Raw genomic sequence first — 21,901 nt, 5'->3', positions numbered from 1 at the left:
AGCCTCGGTTGTCTGTTCGGTTCCCTGTAGAGCTGCCCCAGATCTGGGGCACCGCCGCGAGTCCGGGCCACGAACACCACTCCCAAGCCTCACCGCAGCCCCGGGACGCAAGCACCACCACAGCCCTCGACGCAAGCACCACCGCACCCGACGCAAGCACCACCGCACCCGACGCAAGCACCACCGCAGCCCCAGGCACAGGCACAATCGCAGCCGGGCAATCCGGCGCTGGTCACCACCACAGCCGGACATCCAGCGCTGACCACCACCACAGCCGGGCGTCCGGCGCTGGTCACCATCGCAGCCGGACGTCCGGCGCTGGTCACCATCGCAGCCGGACATCCGGCGCTCGTCACCACCGCAGCCGGACATCCGGCGCTGGTCACCATCGCAGCCGGACATCCGGCGCTCGTCACCACCGCAGCCGGACATCCGCCGCTGGTCACCACCGCAGCCGGACATCCAGCGCTGATCACCACCGCAGGCCGTGGCCCATATCTGGGGCAGCTCTACAGTGCGCCAGACAGGTGGGTCCGACTCCGGCCAGGCTGCTCAGGCATCGGCATCGGCAACGGCAACGGCAACGGCAACGACGTCGGCAACGACGTCGGCCGACGTCGGCAACGGCACGGCGACGGCACGACATCGGCGCGGCGAGCCCCTGCCGCGCTCGCGACGGGCGGCGCGTGGCCGACCCTGTGGGGCTGGCATGCCGCGCACCGACACGTGCCCCTGTCCGCAGGGCGGGCAGGGGCACGCATACGTACCGTCGGGGCGTCAGCGGGCCGTGCCCGCCCGGCGCTTGTTGTAGACGTCGAAGGCGACCGCGACGAGCAGGACGAGGCCCTTCACCACCGACTGGGTCGACTGGTCGATGCCCATCAGCTGCATGCCGTTGCTCATCACCGCCATGATCAGACCACCGACCATCGCGCCCACCACGGTGCCCACCCCACCGGTGACCGCCGCACCGCCGATGAAGGCCGCGGCGATCGCGTCCAGCTCGAACATGTTGCCGGCGGCGGGCTGAGCGCCGTTCGACCGCGAGGAGTAGATGACACCGGCCACCGCCGCCAGGAAGCCCATGTTGACGAACATCCAGAAGTTGACGGTACGGACCTTCACCCCGGACAGCGCCGCCGCCGACAGGTTGCCGCCGATCGCGTAGACCTGGCGACCGAAGACGGTACGCCGGGTGAGCAGGCCGTAGACCAGCACCAGAACCGCCAGGATGATCAGCACGATCGGCAGGCCGCGGGCGTGCGCCAACTGCCACGCGAAGTACATGATGACCGCGCCGACCACCACGACCCGGGCGACGAACAGCGGGAACGACTCGACGGGCTGCTGGTAGCGGATGCGCGCCACGCGGGTGCGGAAGCCACTCACCGCGTACCCGGCCACGGCCACGGCGCCGATCAGCAGCGTGAAGGCGTCATAGCCCTGCCCGCCGAGCAGCCCGTTCAGGAAGCCCGCCGCCACCTTCTGGTATTCCGCCGGGAACGGCGACAGCGAGATGTTGTCGAGCACCCGCAGGGTCAGACCCCGGAACAGCAGCATGCCGGCCAGGGTCACGATGAAGGCCGGAATGCCGGCGTACGCCACCCAGAAGCCGTGCCAAGCGCCGACCGCGACGCCGACCGCGAGCGCGGCCACGACGCCGACCCACCAGGGATAGCCCTGCTGGATCACCAGGACGGCGGACACCGCGCCGGTCAGCGCGACGACCGATCCGACCGACAGGTCGATGTGCCCGCCGATGATCAGGATGACCATCCCGATCGCGAGCACCAGGATGTACGAGTACTGAAGGACGATGTTGGTGATGTTGCCGGGGCTCAGCAACACCCCGTCGGTCAGGATCGCGAAGAACGCGACGATGACGACCAGGGCGACGTAGATCCCGCTCTGCCGCAGGTTGTTCAACACCAGCGCCCGCAGGTCGTTCGTGCCGCTGTGCAGAGCGGCGGCGGGTGTGCTGTCCGAGGGTGTCGGGCTCTCCGTCGGGGGGGTCTTGATGCTGGTCACGCCACGAGCTCCTTGTCCTTGGTCATCAGCTCCATGAGGCTCTCCTGAGTCGCCTCGGCCACCGGCATCTCACCGGTGATCCGGCCGGCGGCGAGGGTGTAGATGCGGTCGCACATCCCGAGCAACTCCGGCAGCTCCGAGGAGATGACGATCACCGCCTTGCCGGCGGCCACCAGCCGGTTGATGATCGTGTAGATCTCGTACTTGGCACCGACGTCGATGCCCCGGGTGGGTTCGTCCAGGATCAGCACATCCGGGTCGGTGAACAGCCACTTCGACAGGACGACCTTCTGCTGGTTGCCGCCGGAGAGCTTACCGACCACCGCCATGACGCTTGTCGTGCGGATGTTCATCTCCCGCCGGCTGTCCTCGGCAACCTTGATCTCCTCGTTGCCGTTCACCCAGCCCAGGCGGGACAGCCGGTCCAACGCGGCGGCGGACACGTTGCGGCGGACGTCGTCGATGAGGTTGAGCCCGTACCGCTTGCGGTCCTCGGTGACGTAGGCGATGCCGTTGTCGATCGCCTCGGCGACGGTGCGCGCCTGCACCTCCTTACCGCGTACGAAGAGCCGGCCCCGGATGTCACGTCCGTACGACCGACCGAACACGCTCATCGCCAGCTCGGTGCGGCCCGCGCCCATCAGGCCCGCGATGCCGACGACCTCGCCGGCGCGGACGGACAGGGCGACGTCCTCGACGACCATCCGGTCCTGCACCGGGTGCCGCACCGTCCAGTCCTCGATCCGGAGGACCTCCTCGCCGGGGGACGACTCGCGGTCGGGGTAGAAGCTGTCCAGGTCACGCCCGACCATGCCCCGGATGATCCGCTGCTGGGTCACCTCGTCGGACCTCATGTCGAGGGTCTCCACCGCGCGCCCGTCCCGGATGACTGTGGTCGAGTCGGCGATGGCGGTGATCTCGTTGAGCTTGTGCGAGATCATGATGCAGGTGATGCCCTGGTCGCGGAGTGCCCGCAACAGGTCGAGCAGGTGAGCCGAGTCGATGTCGTTGAGGGCGGCCGTCGGCTCGTCCAGGATGAGCAGGCGCACCTTCTTCGACAGCGCCTTGGCGATCTCCACCAACTGCTGCTTGCCGACGCCGAGCTGGATGACCGGGGTGACGGGGTTCTCGTGCAGCCCGACGGACGCCAGCAGCTTGGCCGCTTCGGCGTTGGCCAGGTTCCAGTCGATCAGCCCGAGGCGGCTGCGCCGCTCACTGCCAAGGAAGATGTTCTCCGCGATCGACAGGTACGGCACCAGGGCAAGCTCCTGGTGGATGATGACGATGCCGTTGGCCTCGCTGTCCCGGATGCCACGGAACTGCATCGGTTTGCCGTCGAAGAGGATCTCGCCGTCGTACGAGCCGGAGGGGTAGACGCCGGACAGCACCTTCATCAGGGTGGACTTGCCGGCGCCGTTCTCACCGCAGATGGCGTGGATCTCCCCGCGGCGCACTGCGAGGGTGACGTCCTCCAGCGCGGTCACGCCGGGGAAGGTCTTGGTGATGCGACGCATCTCGAGGATGGTGTCGTCCATTGTCACTGTCCTCCGTCAGGTCTGGACACGGTACGCCCAGACGTCGGGCCCGGCGGCGACCGCCGGGCCCGACGATTGGCTTACTTCTTGGCCTGACCGGCGGCGACCTCTTCCGCCGTCCAGTAGCCGGAGTCGATCAGCGCGGTCTTGATGTCGTCCTTGTAGACCGTCACGATCGGGAGCAGGTACGCCGGGACGACCTTGACACCATTGTTGTACGTCTTGGTGTCGTTGGCCTGCGGCTCCTTCTTCTGCAGGAACGCCTCGGCGGCGTTCACGGCCTGGTCGGCCAGCAGGCGGGTGTCCTTGAAGACCGTGGAACTCTGCACACCGTCGTTGATCAGCTTGATCGACGCGATCTCCGCGTCCTGGCCGGTCACCACCGGGAGCTTCTTGGCCGCGGTGCCGTAGCCGGCGTTCTGCAGGGCGGTGATGATGCCCCGGGAGATGCCGTCGTACGGCGACAGCACGCCGTCGACCTTCGAGCCGTCGTTGTAGCTGGAGGTGAGCAGGTTCTCCATCCGCTTCTGCGCGGTCTCCTGCTGCCAGCGCAGAGTCGCCACCTGCTCGGGCGTGGTCTGCTTGGACTTGACGACAAGCGTGCCGTCGTCGACGAACGGCTTCAACGTGTCCATCGCGCCGCCGAAGAAGTACTGCGTGTTGTTGTCGTCAAGCGAACCGGCGAAGAGCTCGACGTTCAGCGGGCCCTTGGCCGTGCCCTTCGAGCCGTCCTTGTTCAGCAGGCCGAGACCGACGAGCAGTGCGGTGCCCTGGGCGACGCCAACCTTGTAGTTGTCGAAGCTGACGTAGAAGTCGACGTCCTTGCTGCCGCGGATCAGCCGGTCGTAGGAGATGACCGGGATCTTCGCGGAGGCGGCGGCCTGCAGCTGGCTGCTGAGGGCGGTGCCGTCGATCGCCGCGATGATCAGGACGTCGGCGCCCTGGGTGATCATCTGGTCGACCTGCTGCGACTGGGTGGGAATGTCGTCGCCGGCGTACTGGAGGTCGACCTTGTAGCCCTTCGCCTCGAGCTTCGACTTCACCGCGTTGCCGTCGGCGATCCACCGCTCCGAGGTCTGGGTCGGCATCGACACACCGATGGTGAGGTCGCCAGGCTTGGCGTCGCTCTTGTCGTCGCCGCTGCCCGCACCCCCGCCACTGCACGCCGCCATACTCAGCGTCAGCATCACGCCGCCGAGAGCAACCAGGAATCTCCTGCCCACGGGCTTCTCCTCTCTGGACTCCCCCGTCGAGTGCCGGGGCCAACTGTCACCTTTCGGGGTAGTGTTAGCGCTCACATACGGCACGTCAACACTTGATCCGAAATACCGGTGTCACGGTCTCGTAACGGAGATGTCCTGGCGCTCAAGGCCAGGGGTCGGAGCGGCCCGGACCTGGGCTGACGGCGGCGAACGACGACGTCGCCGACGGCCCCCAGCCAGGACCGCAGAACGGGCGACGGCCGGCTGACGCGACGGTGCCCGCGGACGAGGGGTGTCGTCCGCGGGCACCTGGTGAGCGGTCGGATCAGGTGGGCTGCCGCGACCTGGTCGGTCGACGGACCCGGTCGGTTATCGCTGCGTCCACCGTTGGTTCGCCGCTCCGGTGCAGGTCCAGAGGAGCACCGTGGTGCCGTTGGCCGTGCCGTTGTTGTTGACGTCGAGGCAGAGGCCGGACGGCGCGTTGCTGATCGTGCCGTTGGTGTTGATGGTCCACTGCTGGTTGGTTCCGCCGTTGCAGTCCCAGATCTGCGCCTTGGTGCCGGCGGTGGCGTTCAGGGGCGCGTCCAGGCACTTGCCGAGCGACTGCAGAGTCTGACCGCTGATGGTCCAGCGCTGGTTGGCGGCGCCGTTGCAGTCCCAGATCACCGGCTGGGTGCCGTTTGTGGTGTTGCTCGCCGGCACGTCGAGGCAGCGGCCGGAGGCGGCACTGGCGAACGCGGTCGACGTGGTCGGCGGCGGGGTGGTCGGCGGCGGGGTCGTCGGCGGGGTCGTTCCGCCACCGCTGACCCGGTAGACCACAGTGCCGTGCGCCGGAACGCTGGCGCTGATGGTGCCGCTGCTGGAGCTGGTGGCGCCGGACCACGCCTCCGTCAGCGTGAACGAGCTACCGGACTTGCCGGCGGCGGCGGCCGTCGTCGAGATCGTCGTCGTCGAGCCACCCTGGTTGAACAGGGCGACGGCGACGTCGCCGTTGGCCAGCCGCTTGGCGAGCACCCGGCGGGTGCCGTCGAAGGAGACCTGGGTCCCCTGCAATCCGAGCGAGTCCTGGTTGATCCCGATCAGGTTGGCGTTCTTCAGGATGGTCTGCGTCGCGGAGTTCATGTTCCGGACGTCGTTGCCGGCGATCAGTGGAGACGCCATCATCGCCCACATCGCGAAGTGGCTACGCATCTCCGTGTCGTTCATACCGCCGCGACCGACTTCCATCATGTCGGGGTCGTTGAAGCCGCCCGGCCGCGCGTACGAGGCCAGCGGAACGGTCACGTTGATGATGTTCTGGATGCCCATCGGGTAGCCGTTGGTCTGCCCGGTGTCCCACGCGTTGGTGATGTCCTCGGTGGTACGCCACATGTTGGCCACGTCGCCCCAGTTGCGCTGGGGGCCGGTCTTGGCGTGGATGCTGTTGGAGTTGATGCTGTAGACGATCGGTCGGCCGGTGGCGGCCAGCGCGTCACGCATCCGGGCGAAGGTGGTCACCTGGTCGCTGATGCTGCCCTCCGGGGAGCACCAGTCGTACTTGAGGAAGTCGACGCCCCAGGCGGCGAACTGGCGGGCGTCCTGCGCCTCGTGGCCGCGGCTGCCGGTGGCGCCGGGGTAGGAGTTGAAGTACTGCGCGCAGGTCTTGTCGACAGGCACCTGGTAGAGACCGAACTTCAGGCCCCGGGCGTGCAGGTAGTCGCCGAGCGCCTTCATCCCGCTGGGGAACCGGGTCGGGTCGCCCTGGAGGTTGCCGGAGCTGTCCCGGTTCGGGTTGAACCAGCAGTCGTCGACAACGACGTACTGGTAGCCGAGGTCCCGCATCCCGCTGCTGACGATCGCATCCGCCGACTGCCGGATCAGGGCTTCGCTGATGTTGCAACCGAACGAGTTCCACGAATTCCACCCCATGGGAGGAGTGCGTGCCACCCCGTTGTCCAGTGCCTGCGCCGCGGGGGCGCGGAGGCCGACCAGAGCGCCGGCGACCAGCACTCCGGCCGCTAGTACGCTCCCCCAGCGTCGACCTCGGGTGATGCGGTTCATCGAGCCTCCTTGTCGGTGGCGCCCGCCCGTGACTACGATCTGACTGGTGGGACGGAGGCTGGACGCCAATTCTTGTTAGCGTTAACAGAGACGTCCATCATGTTACGGTGAGATTTCACGAGGTTCAATACCTCCCCGCCAGTTGCATCGTTACCGGTCGATGGCAAATCACCCGGGCGGGATTGAGGCACGTCTTACCGACCGTGACGGCCCGTATTGCCACGAGGTGAGGTCGACGTCGAGCGCCGCCCCACCGGGAGCGCCGGGTGACGCTGGCGAGCGGTGGCCGGCGCCACGATCGGCGGCCGCCGGCTGGCCCGGCTGTCAGCGCTGCGGTGGCGCGACGCTCCCGCGGGCGACCAGGGTCGGGGCGATGGTCTGCCGCAGTGCCCCGCCGGTGCCCGACTCGATCTGGGTCAGCAGCATCTGCAGGCTCGCCCGCGCCACCGCGTCGAAGTCGGGGCGGACGGTGGTCAGCGGCGGGATGAAGTACGCGGCCTCCGGCACATCGTCGAAGCCGACCACGCTGATGTCGTGCGGCACCCGCCGGCCGAACTCGTGCAACGCCCGCAGCACGCCCAGCGCGAGATGGTCGTTGGCGGTGAAGACCGCCGTGACCTCCGGCATCCTCGCCAACATCTGCCCGCACTGGTAACCCGACGAGGCGGACCAGTCTCCCGGCATCAGCGGTGGCGGGTCCACCCCGGCCGCCAGCAGCGCCTCCCGCCAACCGTCTATGCGGCCGACGCTGTCGAACCAGTCGAACGGGCCGGAGACGTGCCAGACGGTGCGGTGGCCCGCGTCGAGCAGATGCTGGGTCGCCGCCCGGGCGCCGGCCACCTGGTCGACAGTCACCAATGGCACCGGCCGGCTCGGGTCACCGTCGACGGTGACCAACGGGACATCCTGCGGCAGGCGTTCCAGCGCCTCACCGGCCGACTCCACGGGCGCGATGACGACGATGCCGGCGACCCGGTGCGACAGGTGTCGCTCTACGGCGGCCGAGATGGAGCGGTGGTCGAGGTTTCGTACGCTGCCGACACTGACCGCGAAACCCTCTTCGGCGGCGGTCTGCTCCAACGCGGCCAACATCGATGCCGGACCGTAGAGCGTCGTGTTCTGCGCGACCACCCCGATGACCTGGGATCGACCGGTCACCAGGGCACGAGCGGCGCCGTTGGGGCGGTAGCCGAGCTCGGCGATCGCCGCCCGCACCCGAAGCCGGGTCTGCTCACGAACGTTGGGGTGCCCGTTGAGCACCCGCGACACCGTTTGGTGGGAGACACCGGCCAGACGAGCGACATCTGTCATCGCGGGACCGTGGACGGCCATTTCACTCTCCCCGCTACGTCTCCGGCCCGCGGCCCGTCGACGTCGACTGGAGCGGCCCGGCCCGATCCCCCTCGCTCAGCCACCACGCCGGTGCTGAATCCCAGGTGACCAGCGCTGAATCGCCGTTAGTCTACGCCAGCAACCGCCTCGAATACGGCATGGCTGTGGCCGGACTGTGGAACCTGCCGAAGCCGCACAACGCTTTTCCCACGCGGAGTACGCAGCCAACGAGCGTTGGGCGACGGGCCGCGGTGGTACGTCGACCCGCTCCACGCTCCTGGACAGAGCGTGGAGCAGGTCGACTGGAACATGACGTGGTGGCGCCGACTCCGCGTGCCGGGTGGGCAGACGCGTCGGCGCCACCGGTCAGACCGATCGCCGTGTGACTGGCGTCACGGTGTCGTCAGGTCGAATCGGCGGACCGTGACCGCGCCGCCGAGCGCCTGCGTTGCGTGGTTGAAGATGGCGAACCGGTAACCCATGAAGAACTGCCAGTTGTTCGCCAGGGTCAGGGCATTGCCGAACGAGGTGAAGTTGACCCCGTCCGTGCTGTACGAGAAGCGGGCCTGCCGGCCGGATCCGGGTCGGATGTCGGCGTTGGCCCGCAACCAGATCCGGCCACCGGAGACGGCGGTGCTCGCCACCTCACTGCCGGTGCTCGTGGTGTTCCAACTGCCGTCCATGGTGAGGCCGTTCTGCATCACCAGACGGGTGGATCCGTTGTCCCGCCGGACTCCGATCCACGCCGACGAGTTGCGCAGCACCGCCAAACCGGTGCGGTCACCGTCGCGCATCGTGGAGTAGTCCAGCTCGATGGTGGCCGTCGAGGTGGGGCCCTGGATCCGGTGGGTCAGCGTGTTACGCGCCTTGTACAGGTCGCCGGTGACGGTGGCGGTCTGCAGGTTCAGCCCGTTGTTCACCGACCACTTGCTGTTGTCGGGGTTGTGGTTCCACTCCCACTGGGGGCCGAGGGTGGTGCCGGCGAACGTGTCGGTGCCGGTGAGCGGCTTGACCGCACGCGGCGGCGCGGGCAGGTTCGGCTTCGGGTACGAGGTGCCCCACGTGCCGTTGACCGTCTGCAGCACCGGCCAACCGTCGCCGGTCCAGGTGATCGGGGCCATCGCCGGCATCCGACCACCGGGGTACGCGTCGACGAAGGACATGTAGTACCAGTCGCCGTTCTGGGTCTGCACCAGCCCACCCTGGTGCGGCACGCCGCCACCGGAGATCGGGCCGGGCAGGTTGAGCAGCACCTGGCGCTGCTCGTACGGGCCGAACGGACCGTTCGTCGACTTCAGGACGTACTGGCCGTTGGCCGGGCGGGTGAGCCAGATGTAGTAGGCGCCGTTGCGCTTGTAGAAGCGGGCGCCCTCCAGCGTGCCGATGCTCGACGGCGTGGTGTACACCTGCTGGGAGCGGACCTGGGACTTACCGTCCGCGGACAGCTGCGCGACGCTGATGGTGCTGTTGCCGTACGCCACGTACATGGTGTCGTTGTCGTCGATCAGCATCCCGGCGTCGTAGTAGCAGTTCGGGATGGTGGTGTGCTTGCTCCAGGTGCCGTCGACGGCGGACGCGGTGTAGATGTGGGTCTGCGCGAAGTCGATGCACCCGGCCCAGTAGTACGTCTTGTTGCTCGGCCGGTAGTTCAACGTCGACGCCCAGATCCCGTCGACGTACGCGTTGCCGCCGCTCATGTCGTACTTCGAGCCGAAGTCGAGCCGGGGTACGGAGTGCCCTGCGTACTCCCAGTTCACCAGGTCGTACGAGCGCAGCACCGGCGCGCCCGGCGAGTAGTGCATGGTGGATGCCGACATGTAGTAGACGTTGTCGACCCGGATGATGTCGACGTCGGCGAAGTCCTGCCAGACCACCGGGTTCGAGTACGTGCCGTTCGACGGGGGCGGCGTGGTGGGGGGTGGCGTCGTGGGGTCGGTCCCGCCGTCGACGCGGACGAGCTGCCACTGCTGGTTGGTGCCGTTCCAGTCGGCGTACTGCACGATGTTGCCACCGTCGGCGGTCGAGGCGCCCTGCACCTCCATCACCTTGTTGCTGTTGCGGTTGATCAGCCGGACGTAGCCGCCGTCCGAGTCGGCCAACCGGAACTGCTGGTTGGTGCCGTTGTTGTCGGACCACTGCACGATCGCCCCGCCGTCGGCGGTCGAGCGGCCCGAGACGTCCAGCACCTTGCCCGACAACCTCGACTTGAGCCGGTAGTAGCCGCCTCCGGAGTCGACGAACTGCCACTGCTGCTGGTTGCCGTTGTTACGGGTCCACTGGGTGATCCGCGCACCGTCGTTCGTGGCCATGTTGTACACGTCCACTGCCTTGCCACTGTTGCGGTTCACCAACACGTACCACGCGCTCGTGTCGACAGTTGCCGCTGACGCGGGCGACGAGGCGACGGCCGCGGCCGCGCCACCGACCACCAGCACCATCGCGGCGACGGCGAGTCTCGACAGCCACCCGCGCCGTCGTGGCGCACCCCGGGGAACCCGACCGATGGAAAGCATGATCCTCCTCTGCTGACGCGAACCGTGCGGTCTGGGTCGGCGTCCGCGGCACCGGGCGGGGTACCTAGCTGACCACGCCCGGCCATGTGATCGCTAACACCGATCGTCCGACCGTCGCGGTGACGAGGTGTCGAAACCGCGGGGTAGGACGCGCGCGCGGCCGGACCAGCCAACGACATCGACCATCTTGGCTATAGACTGTGAGCGATAACATGCTGTTCGTCAAGTCGTAACACAACCGCCCCCGTGGTCCTGCTGGCGCACGCGAACGGGTGGCCCACCCCGGCCCGCAGGCAGGGATGGACCACCCGTTTTCCGTACGCTTCGGACCGCGCGCGTCAGAAGCCGCGGGCCAGCCGGTAGTAGGCCTGGTTCCAGCGGATCTCGTCGGCGAAGCGGCGGGGGTTGGTGTCGGCGTCGATGACGACGAGCTCGGTACGGCTCATCTCGGCGAGGTCGTGCAACTCCTCCACACCGACCGCCTGCGACAGCACCGTGTGGTGCGGCGCCCCCGCGGTGATCCACGCCTCGGCCGAACCGGGCAGGTCGGGCCGCGGACGCCAGACGGCACGGGCCACCGGCAGCCGGCGCAACGGCTGCGGCGGCGCCACCACGTCGATCTCGTTGGCCACCAGCCGGAAACGCTCGCCCATGTCGGCCAGCCCCAGCACCACCGCCGGGCCGGGCGCGGCGTCGAACACCAGCCGGACCGGATCCTCCCGGCCGCCGATGCTCAGCGGGTGGATCTCCACGTTGGGTACGTCGGACGCGATGGTCGGACAGACCTCCAGCATGTGGGCGCCGAGCACCAACTCCTCGCCCGGGGTGAGGTCGTAGGTGTAGTCCTCCATGAACGACGTGCCGCCGTCCACGCCCACCGACATCGCCTTGAGCGTGTGCACCAGGACGGAGGTCTTCCAGTCGCCCTCACCACCGAAGCCGTAGCCGTCGGCCATCAACCGCTGCACGGCGATGCCTGGGAGCTGACGCAGACCGCCGAGGTCCTCGAAGTTGGTGGTGAAGGCCCGGAACCCACCCGCGTCCAGGAACGCGCGCATGCCCAACTCCAGGCGGGCCGCGTACCGCAACGAGTCGTGCCGATCGCCCCCGGCCAGCAGGTCGCCGACGATCCGGTAGGTGTCCTCGTACTCCTTGACCAGCTCGTCCACCTGCGCGTCGGTGACCTCGCCGACGACCTCGACCAGGTCGTTGACGCCGTAGGTGTTCACCGACACCCCGAACCGCAGCTCCGCCTCGACCTTGTCGCCCTCGGTCACCGCGACGTCGCGCATGTTGTCGCCGAAGCGGGCCAGCCGCAGCGACCGCATCGCCGACCAACCGAGCGCGGCGCGCGCCCACGCCCCGACCCGGGCCGACACCCGCGGGTCGCTGACGTGCCCGGCCACCGTCTTGCGGGCCACACCGAGACGGGTCTGGATGTACCCGAACTCACGGTCGCCGTGGGCGGCCTGGTTCAGGTTCATGAAGTCCATGTCGATGTCGTTCCACGGCAGCACCACGTTGGCCTGGGTGTGCAGGTGCAGCAGCGGCGTCTGCAACGCGTCCAGACCGGCGATCCACATCTTCGCCGGAGAGAAGGTGTGCATCCAGGCGATGACCCCGACCGCACCCTGGGCGGCGGCGTCCCGGCAGACCTGCAGAATCTCACCGCTGTTGGTCAGGACGGGCTTCCAGACCACCCGGGCGGGAATCTGCGGCGAGTCGTCGAGCGCGGCCGCGATCTGGCGGGACTGCTCGGCGACCTGCCGGAGCGTCTCCTCGCCGTACATGCCTTGGCTGCCGGTGAGGAACCAGATCTCGGGTTCGGTGTGTGGTGCCATGGGGTTGCCTTCCGCGAGAGGAACTGTCACTTGTAACGGATTCCGATGAGGCGCTGGAGGAGGATGAACGCGAAGAGCAGGCCGCCGATCACGATCTTGGTCCACCAGGAGTTGAGGCTCCCATCGAAGGTGATGAGGGTCTGAATCACGCCCAGGACCAGCACGCCCAGCACCGTTCCGAAGACGTAGCCCGCGCCCCCGGTGAGCACTGTGCCCCCGATGACGACGGCGGCGATGACGTCCAGCTCCATGCCGACGGCGATCAGGGGCGCCCCGGAGAGGGTGTAGAAGGACAGCAGGATGCCACCGATCGCGGAGCACAGGCCGCTGATCGTGTAGACGGCGATCCGGGTCCGCCCCACGGGCAGGCCCATCAGCAGGGCCGACTGGGGGTTGCCGCCGATGGCGTACACGTTGCGGCCCAACCGGGTGTAGGCAAGCACGTACGCGGCGACGGCGACCACGACGAAGGCGATCAGCACGCTGATCGACACGAAGTTGCCCCGCGGGTTACCGATCCGCTCCTGTGACATCGAGGTCCAGAACCCGTCGGTGATCGGGATGGACGAGCCGGAGATGAACGTGCACATGCCCCGGGCGAAGAACATCCCGGCGAGCGTGACGATGAACGGCTGGATCTCGAAGAAGTGGATGGCACAACCCATCAGCAGACCGAGCGTCGGGCCGATGAGCAGGGCGATGACGAGCACCAGCGCCGCCGGCATGCCGTCCTGTAGCAGCGCGGCCGACACCATCGCCGTCATGGCGACGACCGACCCGACCGACAGGTCGATGCCACCGGTGAGGATCACGAAGGTCATCCCCACCGCGACGACGAGCAGGAAGCCGTTGTCGATGAAGACGTTGAAGATGACCTGCACGTTGGAGAACGCCGTGTACTGCGACACCCCGATGCCGTACATGACAAGCAACAGGGCGAGCGTCGCCAGGACCGGTATCTGCTTCCTCGGCAGCCGGAACCGGGTCCGACCGGCGGTAAGCGTTCCAGTGGTCATGCCGGCACCTGCTCCTTCGGCTTGTCGGCGATGGCGGCGGGCGGCGACGCGCTGCGCCTGCGGCGAGCGAACCGGGCCCGGAAGGCCGGTGCCTGGATGAGGCAGACGGCGATGACGACGACCGCCTTGAACAGCAGCGAGGTCTGCGGCGAGATGTTCATGGCGTACACCGTGGTGGTCAGGGTCTGGATGATCAGCGCGCCGAGGATGGTGCCGCTCAGGAAGTATCGGCCGCCGGCGAGGGACGTGCCACCGATGACGACCGCGAGGATGGCGTCCAACTCCACCCAGAGGCCGACGGCGTTGCCGTCGGCGCTGGAGACATTGGCCGTCATCATGAAGCCGGCGACCGCCGCGCACACGGCGCTGACGACGTACGCGAGGAAGATGACGCGGCCGGAGCGGATGCCGGCGAGTCGGCTCGCCTCGGCGTTGCCGCCCACCGACTCGATGATCATGCCGAGTGCGGTGCGGCGGGTGAACGCGGCGACGAGCACTGCCGCGGCGAGGGCGATGAAGATGGCCAGCGGCAGGGTCAGCAGGTGGCCCAGCCCGATCGTGCGGAACGGCCCGGAGTTGATGGTGATGATCTGTCCCTGGGTGATCAGCTGGGCGAGGCCCCGGCCGGCCACCATCAGGATCAGGGTGGCGATGATCGGTTGGATCCCGATCACGGCCACCAGCACCCCGTTCCAGACGCCCAACACGAGCGCGACCCCCAACGCCATGGCGAGGGCGGTCAACACCACGGTGAGACTGTTCTGGTCGGGTTGCTTACTGATGTACATGCAGGCCATCGCGCCGCTGATCGCGCAGACCGAGCCCACCGACAGGTCGATGCCGCCGGTCGAGATGACCAGGGTCATGCCCAGCGCCACGAGGATCAGCGGCGCGCTCAGCCGCAGGATGTCGATCGGCGAGCCGTACAGGTGCCCGTCCTTGAGTTCGATGGACAGGAACCCGGGCCGGTAGATCGTGTTCGCGGCGAGCATGGCGACCAGCACGGCCGCGGGCCAGAACAGCCGGTGACCGGTGATCGTCCGGTAGCGGCTCACGGTGTCGCTCATCGGTCTGCCTCCTCGCGGTGGGATCCACTCGCGATGGTCTGCATGATGCGGTCGGCGGTGAGGCTCTCGTCGTTGGCGAGCTGCGCCACCATCTGCCGGTCCCGCATCACTGCCACCTTGTGGCTGAGGCGCAGCACCTCCTCCAACTCGGCGGAGATGAACAGCACCGCCATGCCACCGTCGGACAGTTGCGTCACGAGCTTCTGGATCTCGGTCTTCGCGCCGATGTCGATGCCCCGGGTCGGCTCGTCGAGGATCAACAGCCGTGGCTCGGTGATCAGCCACCGGGCCAGGAGCACCTTCTGCTGGTTGCCACCGGAGAGGTTGCGGACCGGCACCTCCGGGTCCGCGGGCCGGATGTTGAGTGCCTTGATGTACTTGTCGACAAGCTCGTCCTGCCGACGACGCGGAACGGGCCGCAGCCAGCCGCGGGCCGCCTGCATGGCGAGGATGATGTTCTCGCGGACCGACAGGTCGGCGACGATGCCCTCCGCGCGGCGGTTCTCCGAACAGAAGCCGACGCCGTGGTCGATGGCCTGCGCGGGGGTCCGCAGGCTGCTGGCCGTGCCGTCGACAGTGGCCTGACCGCCGTCGGTCCGGTCGGCGCCGAACAACAACCGCGCGACCTCGGTACGCCCGGAGCCCAGCAGGCCCGCCAGGCCCACCACCTCGCCGGCGTGGATGGTGAGGCTGAACGGCTCGACCGCACCCGCCCGGCCGAAGTTCGACACCGCCACCAGGGGGGTGCCCTCCTCCACCGCGGCCAGGTCCCGCCGGGAGTGCTCCTCGATGCCCTCGAGGACGTCGAGTTCCTTGCCGATCATCTTCTCGACAAGGGAGAGCTGGGGCAGCTCGGAGGTCAGGTACTCGCCGACGAGCCCACCGTTGCGCAGCACGGTGATGCGGTCCGCGATCTCGTAGACCTGGTCGAGGAAGTGGGTCACGAACAGGATCGCGATGCCCTCGTCGCGCAGTTGCCGCATGATGCGGAACAACTGCGCCACCTCGCCGGCGTCGAGGCTGGACGTCGGCTCGTCCAGGATCAGCACCCGGGCCTGGATGTCGATCGCGCGGGCGATGGCGACCATCTGCTGGATCGCCAACGAGTACGAGCCGAGCGGCGCGCTGACGTCGAGGTCGAGGTCGAGGCGGTCGAGCAGGGCTCGGGCGCGACGGCGGACCTCACCCCAGCGGACGGCGCCCAGCAGCCGGGGCTCACGACCGATGAAGATGTTCTCCGCCACCGAAAGGTTGGTGCAGAGGTTGACCTCCTGGAACACGGTGCTCACGCCGGCCGCGGTGGCCTGCATCGGCCCGGTGAAGGACACCGGTTCGCCGTCCAGGGTGATGGCGCCCTCGTCGGTGTCGTAGACGCCGGTCAGCACCTTGATGAGGGTCGACTTGCCGGCGCCGTTCTCGCCCATGAGGGCGTGCACCTCGCCGGGAAAAAGCCGGAAGTTGACGTCGTGGAGTGCGCGCACCCCGGGAAAGGACTTGCTGATCCCGGTCATCGTCAGGACCGGACGGCTATCCGTCATCCCATCAGACCTCTTCTGGGGGTTGTCGACGCGGATGGGCCGCTGCGCTCCCACCGCGCCCGCCCGGCCCTCCCTGCGGGAGGCTCGGGCGGGCGTGGCGCGGGTCATCGCGGGTCATGCCCGGTCCGTTCGGGTTTATGGGGCGACGAGGCGGGGCCGCCACGCGAGCGCGGCGGCCCCCCGACGTCGATCAGTACTTGCGGGTGGGCAGAGCCTCCTTGGCCTGCTCCTGGGTGAAGGTGGTCTCCTGGGTCTCGATCCGAGCCGGCACCGTCTCACCCGCGTGGACCTTCTTGGCCAGGTCCATCAGCTGCGGGCCGAGCAGCGGGCTGCACTCCGCGATGAAGTTGAACTTGCCGTCGGCGAGGGCCTGCATCCCATCCTTCACGGCGTCGACAGTGATGATGGTGATGTCCTTGCCCGGCACCTTGCCGGCGGCGGTGATCGCCTCGAGCGCACCCAGGCCCATGTCGTCGTTGTGCGCGAACAGCACGTCGATCTGCTTGTTGGCCTTGAGGAACTGCTCCATGACCTGCTTGCCACCGGCGCGGGTGAAGTCACCCGGCTGGGAGGCGATGATCTTCAGGTTCGGGTTGGCGGCGATCGCCTCGCCGAAGCCCTTCTTCCGGTCGTTCGCCGGGGCCGCACCGGTGTTGCCCTGCAGCTCGACGATGTTCACCGGGCCGGTGGCGGTCTTCTTCTGCTCGACCAGCCACTCACCGGCGAGCTTGCCCTCCTTGACGAAGTCCGAGCCAAGGAACGTCTTGTACAGCGACTTGTCGGCCGAGTCGACCGAGCGGTCGGTCAGGATGACCGGGATGTTGGCGTCCTTGGCCTCCTTGAGCACGGTGTCCCACCCGGACTCCACCACCGGCGAGAAGGCGATCACGTCAACCTTCTGCTGGATGTAGTTGCGGATCGCCTTGATCTGGTTTTCCTGCTTCTGCTGCGCGTCGTCGAACTTCAGCTCGATGCCCGCCGCGGTCGCGGATTCCTTGATCGAGGTGGTGTTCGCGGTACGCCAGCCGCTCTCCGCGCCGACCTGCGAGAAGCCCATCGTGATCTTGCCGTCGTCCTTGGTGCCGCCGCCGCCCGTGTCGCTGTTGCCGCAGGCCGCCATGCTGCCGACGAGCAGCACACTGGCGACGACCGTGGCAGCGCGCCACGGAGCGGAGTGCATTCGCATCTTTCGCATCGAATCTCCTTGGCTCGGTGTGGTGGGGAACCGCGCCAACCGCCGATGTGCAAGGAGCGGCGTACGCGGGTGTTGCGTGCTGCTACTTCGGGGTGGTGCAGACCGGCGGGTCGGGCTGGGCCGTGAAGGGTCAGGAACCTGCCGGTGGGACTTGTTGTCGACCGAGGAGGTGCTGGTGGCGGCCATCGAGGGCGTCGATGTCGGCCGGCCCGATCGGCGCCGCGGGTGAGCCGTGCCCGGCGAGCGTCTCGCGCGGCTCGCCGAGTGCGGTCACGCGACCACCTCCAGGGCGGACTCCTGCGTGGCAGCCTCGGTCTCGGCCGCCGCGTTGCGGATCGCCCGCAGGCGGAGCATCACGCCGTTGCCGCCGCGACCGAAGTGGTCGTGCAGCGTCCGGTACTCGGCGTACAGGGCGTCGTAGGCGCGCGCCCGGTCCGGATCCGGACGGTAGACGGCCTCGTGCACCCGACCCATCGCCTGCGACGCCTCGTGGATCGACGGGAACTCACCGGCGGCGACGGCGGCATGGATCGCCGACCCGAGCGCCGGCCCCTGCGCGGACGCGATGATGTTCAGCGGTCGCCGGGTCACGTCGGCGTAGATCTGCATCAGCAGCGCGTTGTTGGTGAGACCACCGGCGATCACCAGGTCGTTCACGGCCACCCCGGCCTCGACGAACGCCTCGATGATCATCCGCGTGCCGAAGGCGGTGGACTCCAGCAACGCCCGGTAGATGTCCTGCGGCCGGGTGGCCAGGGTCATTCCGACGATCATCCCGCTGAGGTCGTGGTTGACGAGCAGCGAGCGGTTGCCGTTCCACCAGTCCAGCGCGATCAGCCCGTGCGCGCCGACTGGTTGGCTCGCGGCCAGCTCGGTGAGCTGTTCGTGCGAGTCGATGCCGGCCGGGGCGGCGTGCTTGACGAACCAGCCGAAGATGTCGCCGACACCGCTCTGCCCAGCCTCGTAACCCCACGCGCCGGGGCTGATGCCGCCCTCCACGACACCGCACATCCCGGCCACCTCGGCGACCTGCGTGCCGTTGACGACGTGGCAGGTCGAGGTGCCCATGATCGCGACGAGTCGGCCGGGCTCCACGGCCTGCGCGGATGCCGCGGTGACGTGCGCGTCGACGTTGCCGACGGCCACCGCGATCCCCTCCGGCAGGCCGGTCCACGCGGCGGCCTCGGCGGTGAGCGCGCCGGCCCGGGCGCCGAGCGGCAGCAACGGACCGTCCAGCTTGGCCACGAAGTCGCCGAAGTCGGGGTTGAGCGCGGTCAGGAAGCCCTCGGACGGATAGTTGCCGTCCTGGAGGATGCCCTTGTATCCGGCGGTGCAGACGTTGCGGGTCTCGGTGCCGCAGAGCTGCCAGACGATCCAGTCGGCTGCCTCGACGAAGCGCTCGGCCCGGTCGTAGACCTCGGGATCCTCTTCCAGGATCTGCAGGCCCTTGGCGTACTGCCACTCGGCGGAGATCTTGCCGCCGTACCGGCCGATCCACGGCTCCGCCCGGTCGTGGGCCAGCGCGTTGATCCGGTCGGCGTGCGGCTGCGCGGCGTGGTGCTTCCACAGCTTGACCCAGGCGTGCGGCCGGTCGCGGAACTCGGGCGTCTCACACAGCGGGGTGCCGTCGGCAAGCGTCGGCAGCACCGTGCAGGCGGTGAAGTCGATGCCGATGCCGACCACCGCGGCGGGATCCACGCCCGCGGCGGACACCGCCGCCGGGACGGCGTACCGCAGCACGTCGCGGTAGTCGTCCGGGTTCTGCAGGGCCCAGTCCGGGGGCAGCGCTCGGCCTCCCGGAAGCGCGGTGCTGATCACGCCGTCGCCGTACTCGTGCACCGCGGTCCCCAATTCGGCACCATCACCGACACGGACCACCAGAGCTCGCCCGGACAGGGTGCCGAAGTCGACACCGACGACGTAGCGGTCGTCAGCTCCGTCCACACGGTTCATGTTCACCTCCACCGTTAACGGGGATAGTGTTAACGCTCACATCCAGCCTCGTCAAGACATCTAGGCGCAACAGCTCCGTAACGGAACGCGGAAGCCGGACCGACTCGGGCGCGTCGCCGGCGGACCGCCACAAAGCACGCGAATCCGGTGTCAGCCGCCGATCGGGCACTCGGGACGAGGGTCGGCGCCCGGACCGGGCGCCGGCCGGACACCCCTCGACGGGCCGGGCGACAGGTACGGCACCTCCCCCACCACGAGCCCCCCACCAGACGGCGGTGGCGGGCCGGCCCGGAATGATGTTGGCGATAACATCACCGATGCGCCGCGCTTCCGTGATCGGACCTATGGCACGGCCGCCGGTCGTCGCGATGGCTCATGGGCGAGCGCCCGTCGACGCGACAGGCTCATCTCGTGGCCCCGCGCCGGGCCGGTGTTATCGATAACATTCGACGTTTGGTGATGCCTGGACGCCGCCGGTGGGCCCGCCGGCCGGACGGACGGCGCGGCCGGGCCGAGGATCGATGTCGTGCCGCTACGCGCGGCCCGGCGCTGCCGACACGACCGGCGCGACCGGCGCGGACGGCGCGACCGGCGCGGACGGGTTGATCCACTCGCGTTCCTTGGAATCGGGGGGTCCGAGGAGCGGCAATGGGCCGACTTCACGAAACCCGAGTCGATCAAGCCGTCGCCACCACCGCCGGCCCGCGCCACCACCGCCGGCCCGCGCCGCGCACCGCCGGCCCGCGCCACCACCGCCGGCCCGCGCCGCGCGACCTGGACAGCCGGCGGCTCGGCCCCGTGGGCCGAGCCGCCGGCTGTCCGTCGCGATGGCGGGGACGTCGGGCGGGTGCCGGGATCAGGTGGCCCGACCGCGGTTGTACAGCGCCTTGGCCCAGAAGAAGCAGCCCACGCTGATGACGACGCACCAGACGACGGCGATGAGCCCGTTGGCGCCGATCCCGGTGCCGAGGAGCAGACCGCGGAGGGTCTCCATGACCGGCGTGAACGGCTGGTGGTCGGCGAAGAGCCGCACCGGCGCCGGCATGGAGTCGGTGGGGACGAACCCGCTGCCGAGGAACGGCAGGAGGATCAGCGGCATGGGGAGGTTGCTGGCCGTCTCGACACTGTCGCTCACCAGGCCGAGTGCGACAGACAGCCAGGTGAGGGCAAAGGTGATCATGGCGAGGACGCCGATCGCCGCGAGCCATTCGACCGGGTTGGCGGTGGGCCGGAACCCGACGAGCAGCGCCACGCCGGTGACGGCCGCGAGGCTGAGCAGGGTCTGGATCAGGCTGCCCAGCACGTGGCCGGTGAGCACCGACGGTCGGAAGATCGCCATCGTCCGGAACCGGGCGATGATGCCCTCGGTCATGTCCATCGCGACCGAGATGGCGGTGCCCTGCGCCGCGCTGACCACCGTGATGAGCAGGATGCCGGGGGTGACGTAGTTGGCGTACTGGGAGCGGTCGCCGGTCGGCCCGAGGCCGGCGCCGAGCGTGCCGCCGAAGACGTAGACGAAGAGCAGCAGGATGATGACCGGGATGCCGATGAGCAGGAAGGTCATCGACGGGTACCGCCGCATGTGCAGGAGGTTGCGCCGCAGCATGGTGCTCGAGTCGCGGACGGCGAGGGAGACGGTGCTCATCGCGCGGGGGCCCTTTCGTGGTCGGGTCGGCCGGCGCGGGAGTCGGGCTGACCGGTGAGGGTGAGGAAGACGTCGTCGAGGTCGGGGGTGTGCACGGAGAGCCCGGCCACGCTGATCGAGGCGCTGTCGAGTTGGTCGAGAAGCGAGCGCAGCGACCCGACCCCGCCGTCGCTCGGCACCTGGAGGGTGAGCGCCGCGTCATCCCGCCTGCCGGCCGCGAACGTCCGGGCCGCCGAGTCGAGCCCGTCCTGGTCGGCGAACTGCAACACCACGTGGCCGCCCGGGATGAGCCGCTTGAGCTCGCGCGGGGTGCCCTCGGCGATCAGCCGGCCATGGTCGAGGAACGCGACGCGGTCGGCGAGCTGGTCGGCCTCCTCCAGGTACTGGGTGGTGAGCAGGATGGTGACGCCCTCGGCGGCGAGCGCGCGGATGATGTGCCACATGGCCCGGCGGCTGCGGGGGTCGAGACCGGTGGTCGGCTCGTCGAGGAAGATCATCCGGGGCGTGCCGACCAGGGTCATCGCCAGGTCGAGCCGCCGCCGCATGCCGCCCGAGTACGTCGACACCGGCTTGCCGGCAGCCTCGGTCAGGTCGAACTGGTCGAGCAGCTCGGTGATCCGTCGCCGACCGACACCCTTGTCCAGGTGACACAGGTCGGCCATCAGGTTGAGGTTCTCCCGGCCGGTCAGCAGGTTGTCGACGGCGGAGAACTGACCGGTGACGCCGATCAGGTCGCGTACCGCGTCGGGCTCTCGGGTCAGGTCGTGGCCGAAGACGCGGGCGTTACCGCCGTCGGCGTTGATCAGGGTGGAGAGGATCTGCACCGTTGTGGTCTTGCCGGCGCCGTTGGGGCCGAGCAGTGCGAAGATCGTTCCCTCGGTGATCATCAGGTCGACGCCGTCCAGCACGACCTTGTCACCGTAGGACTTTCGCAGGTCGGTGGCGACGATCGCGGGCTTCGTGGAGCTGGTCATGGTCTCCTCTTTTGTGGTCGGG

The 21,901-nt window shown here is 68.7% G+C and carries 14 protein-coding genes; all 14 read right to left on the bottom strand.

Annotated elements, in window-relative coordinates:
• Window positions 1–777: 777 nt before the first annotated feature.
• The 14 genes from mmsB to ACQPWW_RS10475 all read right to left on the bottom strand — a co-directional run bounded on the left by mmsB (window position 778) and on the right by ACQPWW_RS10475 (window position 21,879).
• Entirely contained in the window at window positions 778–2,028 is a 1,251-nt protein-coding gene (mmsB, locus tag ACQPWW_RS10540) for a multiple monosaccharide ABC transporter permease (protein WP_433131530.1), read from the bottom strand.
• Entirely contained in the window at window positions 2,025–3,563 is a 1,539-nt protein-coding gene (gene mmsA, locus ACQPWW_RS10535) for a multiple monosaccharide ABC transporter ATP-binding protein (protein WP_433131528.1), read from the bottom strand. Before mmsA ends, mmsB begins: the two co-directional genes overlap by 4 nt.
• 80 nt (window positions 3,564–3,643) lie before the next feature.
• On the bottom strand, window positions 3,644–4,786 hold the full coding sequence (gene chvE / locus ACQPWW_RS10530; RefSeq protein WP_433131526.1) for a multiple monosaccharide ABC transporter substrate-binding protein: 1,143 nt from the start codon (window positions 4,784–4,786) through the stop codon (window positions 3,644–3,646).
• A gap of 348 nt (window positions 4,787–5,134) precedes the next feature.
• The gene (locus ACQPWW_RS10525) at window positions 5,135–6,805 is read right to left on the bottom strand and encodes a glycoside hydrolase family 27 protein (RefSeq protein ID WP_433131524.1); all 1,671 of its coding nucleotides are present in this window, start codon (window positions 6,803–6,805) and stop codon (window positions 5,135–5,137) included.
• Between the two features lie 324 nt (window positions 6,806–7,129).
• Window positions 7,130–8,116 carry a LacI family DNA-binding transcriptional regulator gene (locus ACQPWW_RS10520; RefSeq protein WP_433131521.1) on the bottom strand — a complete coding sequence of 329 codons (987 nt, stop codon included), beginning with the start codon at window positions 8,114–8,116 and terminating at the stop codon, window positions 7,130–7,132.
• A gap of 413 nt (window positions 8,117–8,529) precedes the next feature.
• On the bottom strand, window positions 8,530–10,650 hold the full coding sequence (locus tag ACQPWW_RS10515; protein ID WP_433131519.1) for a family 43 glycosylhydrolase: 2,121 nt from the start codon (window positions 10,648–10,650) through the stop codon (window positions 8,530–8,532).
• Window positions 10,651–10,988: 338 nt separating this feature from the next.
• Complete coding sequence (araA, locus tag ACQPWW_RS10510; RefSeq protein ID WP_433131517.1) at window positions 10,989–12,491, bottom strand: L-arabinose isomerase; 1,503 nt, start codon at window positions 12,489–12,491, stop codon at window positions 10,989–10,991.
• Window positions 12,492–12,517: 26 nt separating this feature from the next.
• The gene (yjfF, locus tag ACQPWW_RS10505) at window positions 12,518–13,507 is read right to left on the bottom strand and encodes a galactofuranose ABC transporter, permease protein YjfF (RefSeq protein ID WP_433131515.1); all 990 of its coding nucleotides are present in this window, start codon (window positions 13,505–13,507) and stop codon (window positions 12,518–12,520) included.
• On the bottom strand, window positions 13,504–14,574 hold the full coding sequence (locus tag ACQPWW_RS10500) for an ABC transporter permease (protein ID WP_433131513.1): 1,071 nt from the start codon (window positions 14,572–14,574) through the stop codon (window positions 13,504–13,506). The genes yjfF and ACQPWW_RS10500 overlap by 4 nt, the downstream gene beginning before the upstream one ends.
• Complete coding sequence (locus tag ACQPWW_RS10495) at window positions 14,571–16,112, bottom strand: sugar ABC transporter ATP-binding protein (protein ID WP_433131511.1); 1,542 nt, start codon at window positions 16,110–16,112, stop codon at window positions 14,571–14,573. The genes ACQPWW_RS10500 and ACQPWW_RS10495 overlap by 4 nt, the downstream gene beginning before the upstream one ends.
• A gap of 190 nt (window positions 16,113–16,302) precedes the next feature.
• Window positions 16,303–17,298 carry an ABC transporter substrate-binding protein gene (locus ACQPWW_RS10490; RefSeq protein ID WP_433134258.1) on the bottom strand — a complete coding sequence of 332 codons (996 nt, stop codon included), beginning with the start codon at window positions 17,296–17,298 and terminating at the stop codon, window positions 16,303–16,305.
• 279 nt (window positions 17,299–17,577) lie between these two features.
• Complete coding sequence (gene araB / locus ACQPWW_RS10485; RefSeq protein ID WP_433131509.1) at window positions 17,578–19,260, bottom strand: ribulokinase; 1,683 nt, start codon at window positions 19,258–19,260, stop codon at window positions 17,578–17,580.
• Between the two features lie 856 nt (window positions 19,261–20,116).
• Window positions 20,117–20,905, bottom strand: a complete 789-nt coding sequence (locus tag ACQPWW_RS10480; protein WP_433131507.1) for an ABC transporter permease — start codon at window positions 20,903–20,905, stop codon at window positions 20,117–20,119.
• A complete protein-coding gene (locus tag ACQPWW_RS10475) occupies window positions 20,902–21,879 on the bottom strand; it encodes an ATP-binding cassette domain-containing protein (RefSeq protein ID WP_433131505.1) in 978 nt (325 codons plus the stop codon). The genes ACQPWW_RS10480 and ACQPWW_RS10475 overlap by 4 nt, the downstream gene beginning before the upstream one ends.
• Window positions 21,880–21,901 lie beyond the last annotated feature (22 nt).

Source organism: Micromonospora sp. CA-240977 (genome assembly GCF_050942285.1).
Taxonomy (GTDB): Bacteria; Actinomycetota; Actinomycetes; order Mycobacteriales; family Micromonosporaceae; genus Micromonospora.
This window is presented reverse-complemented; position numbering and strand designations above follow the sequence as displayed.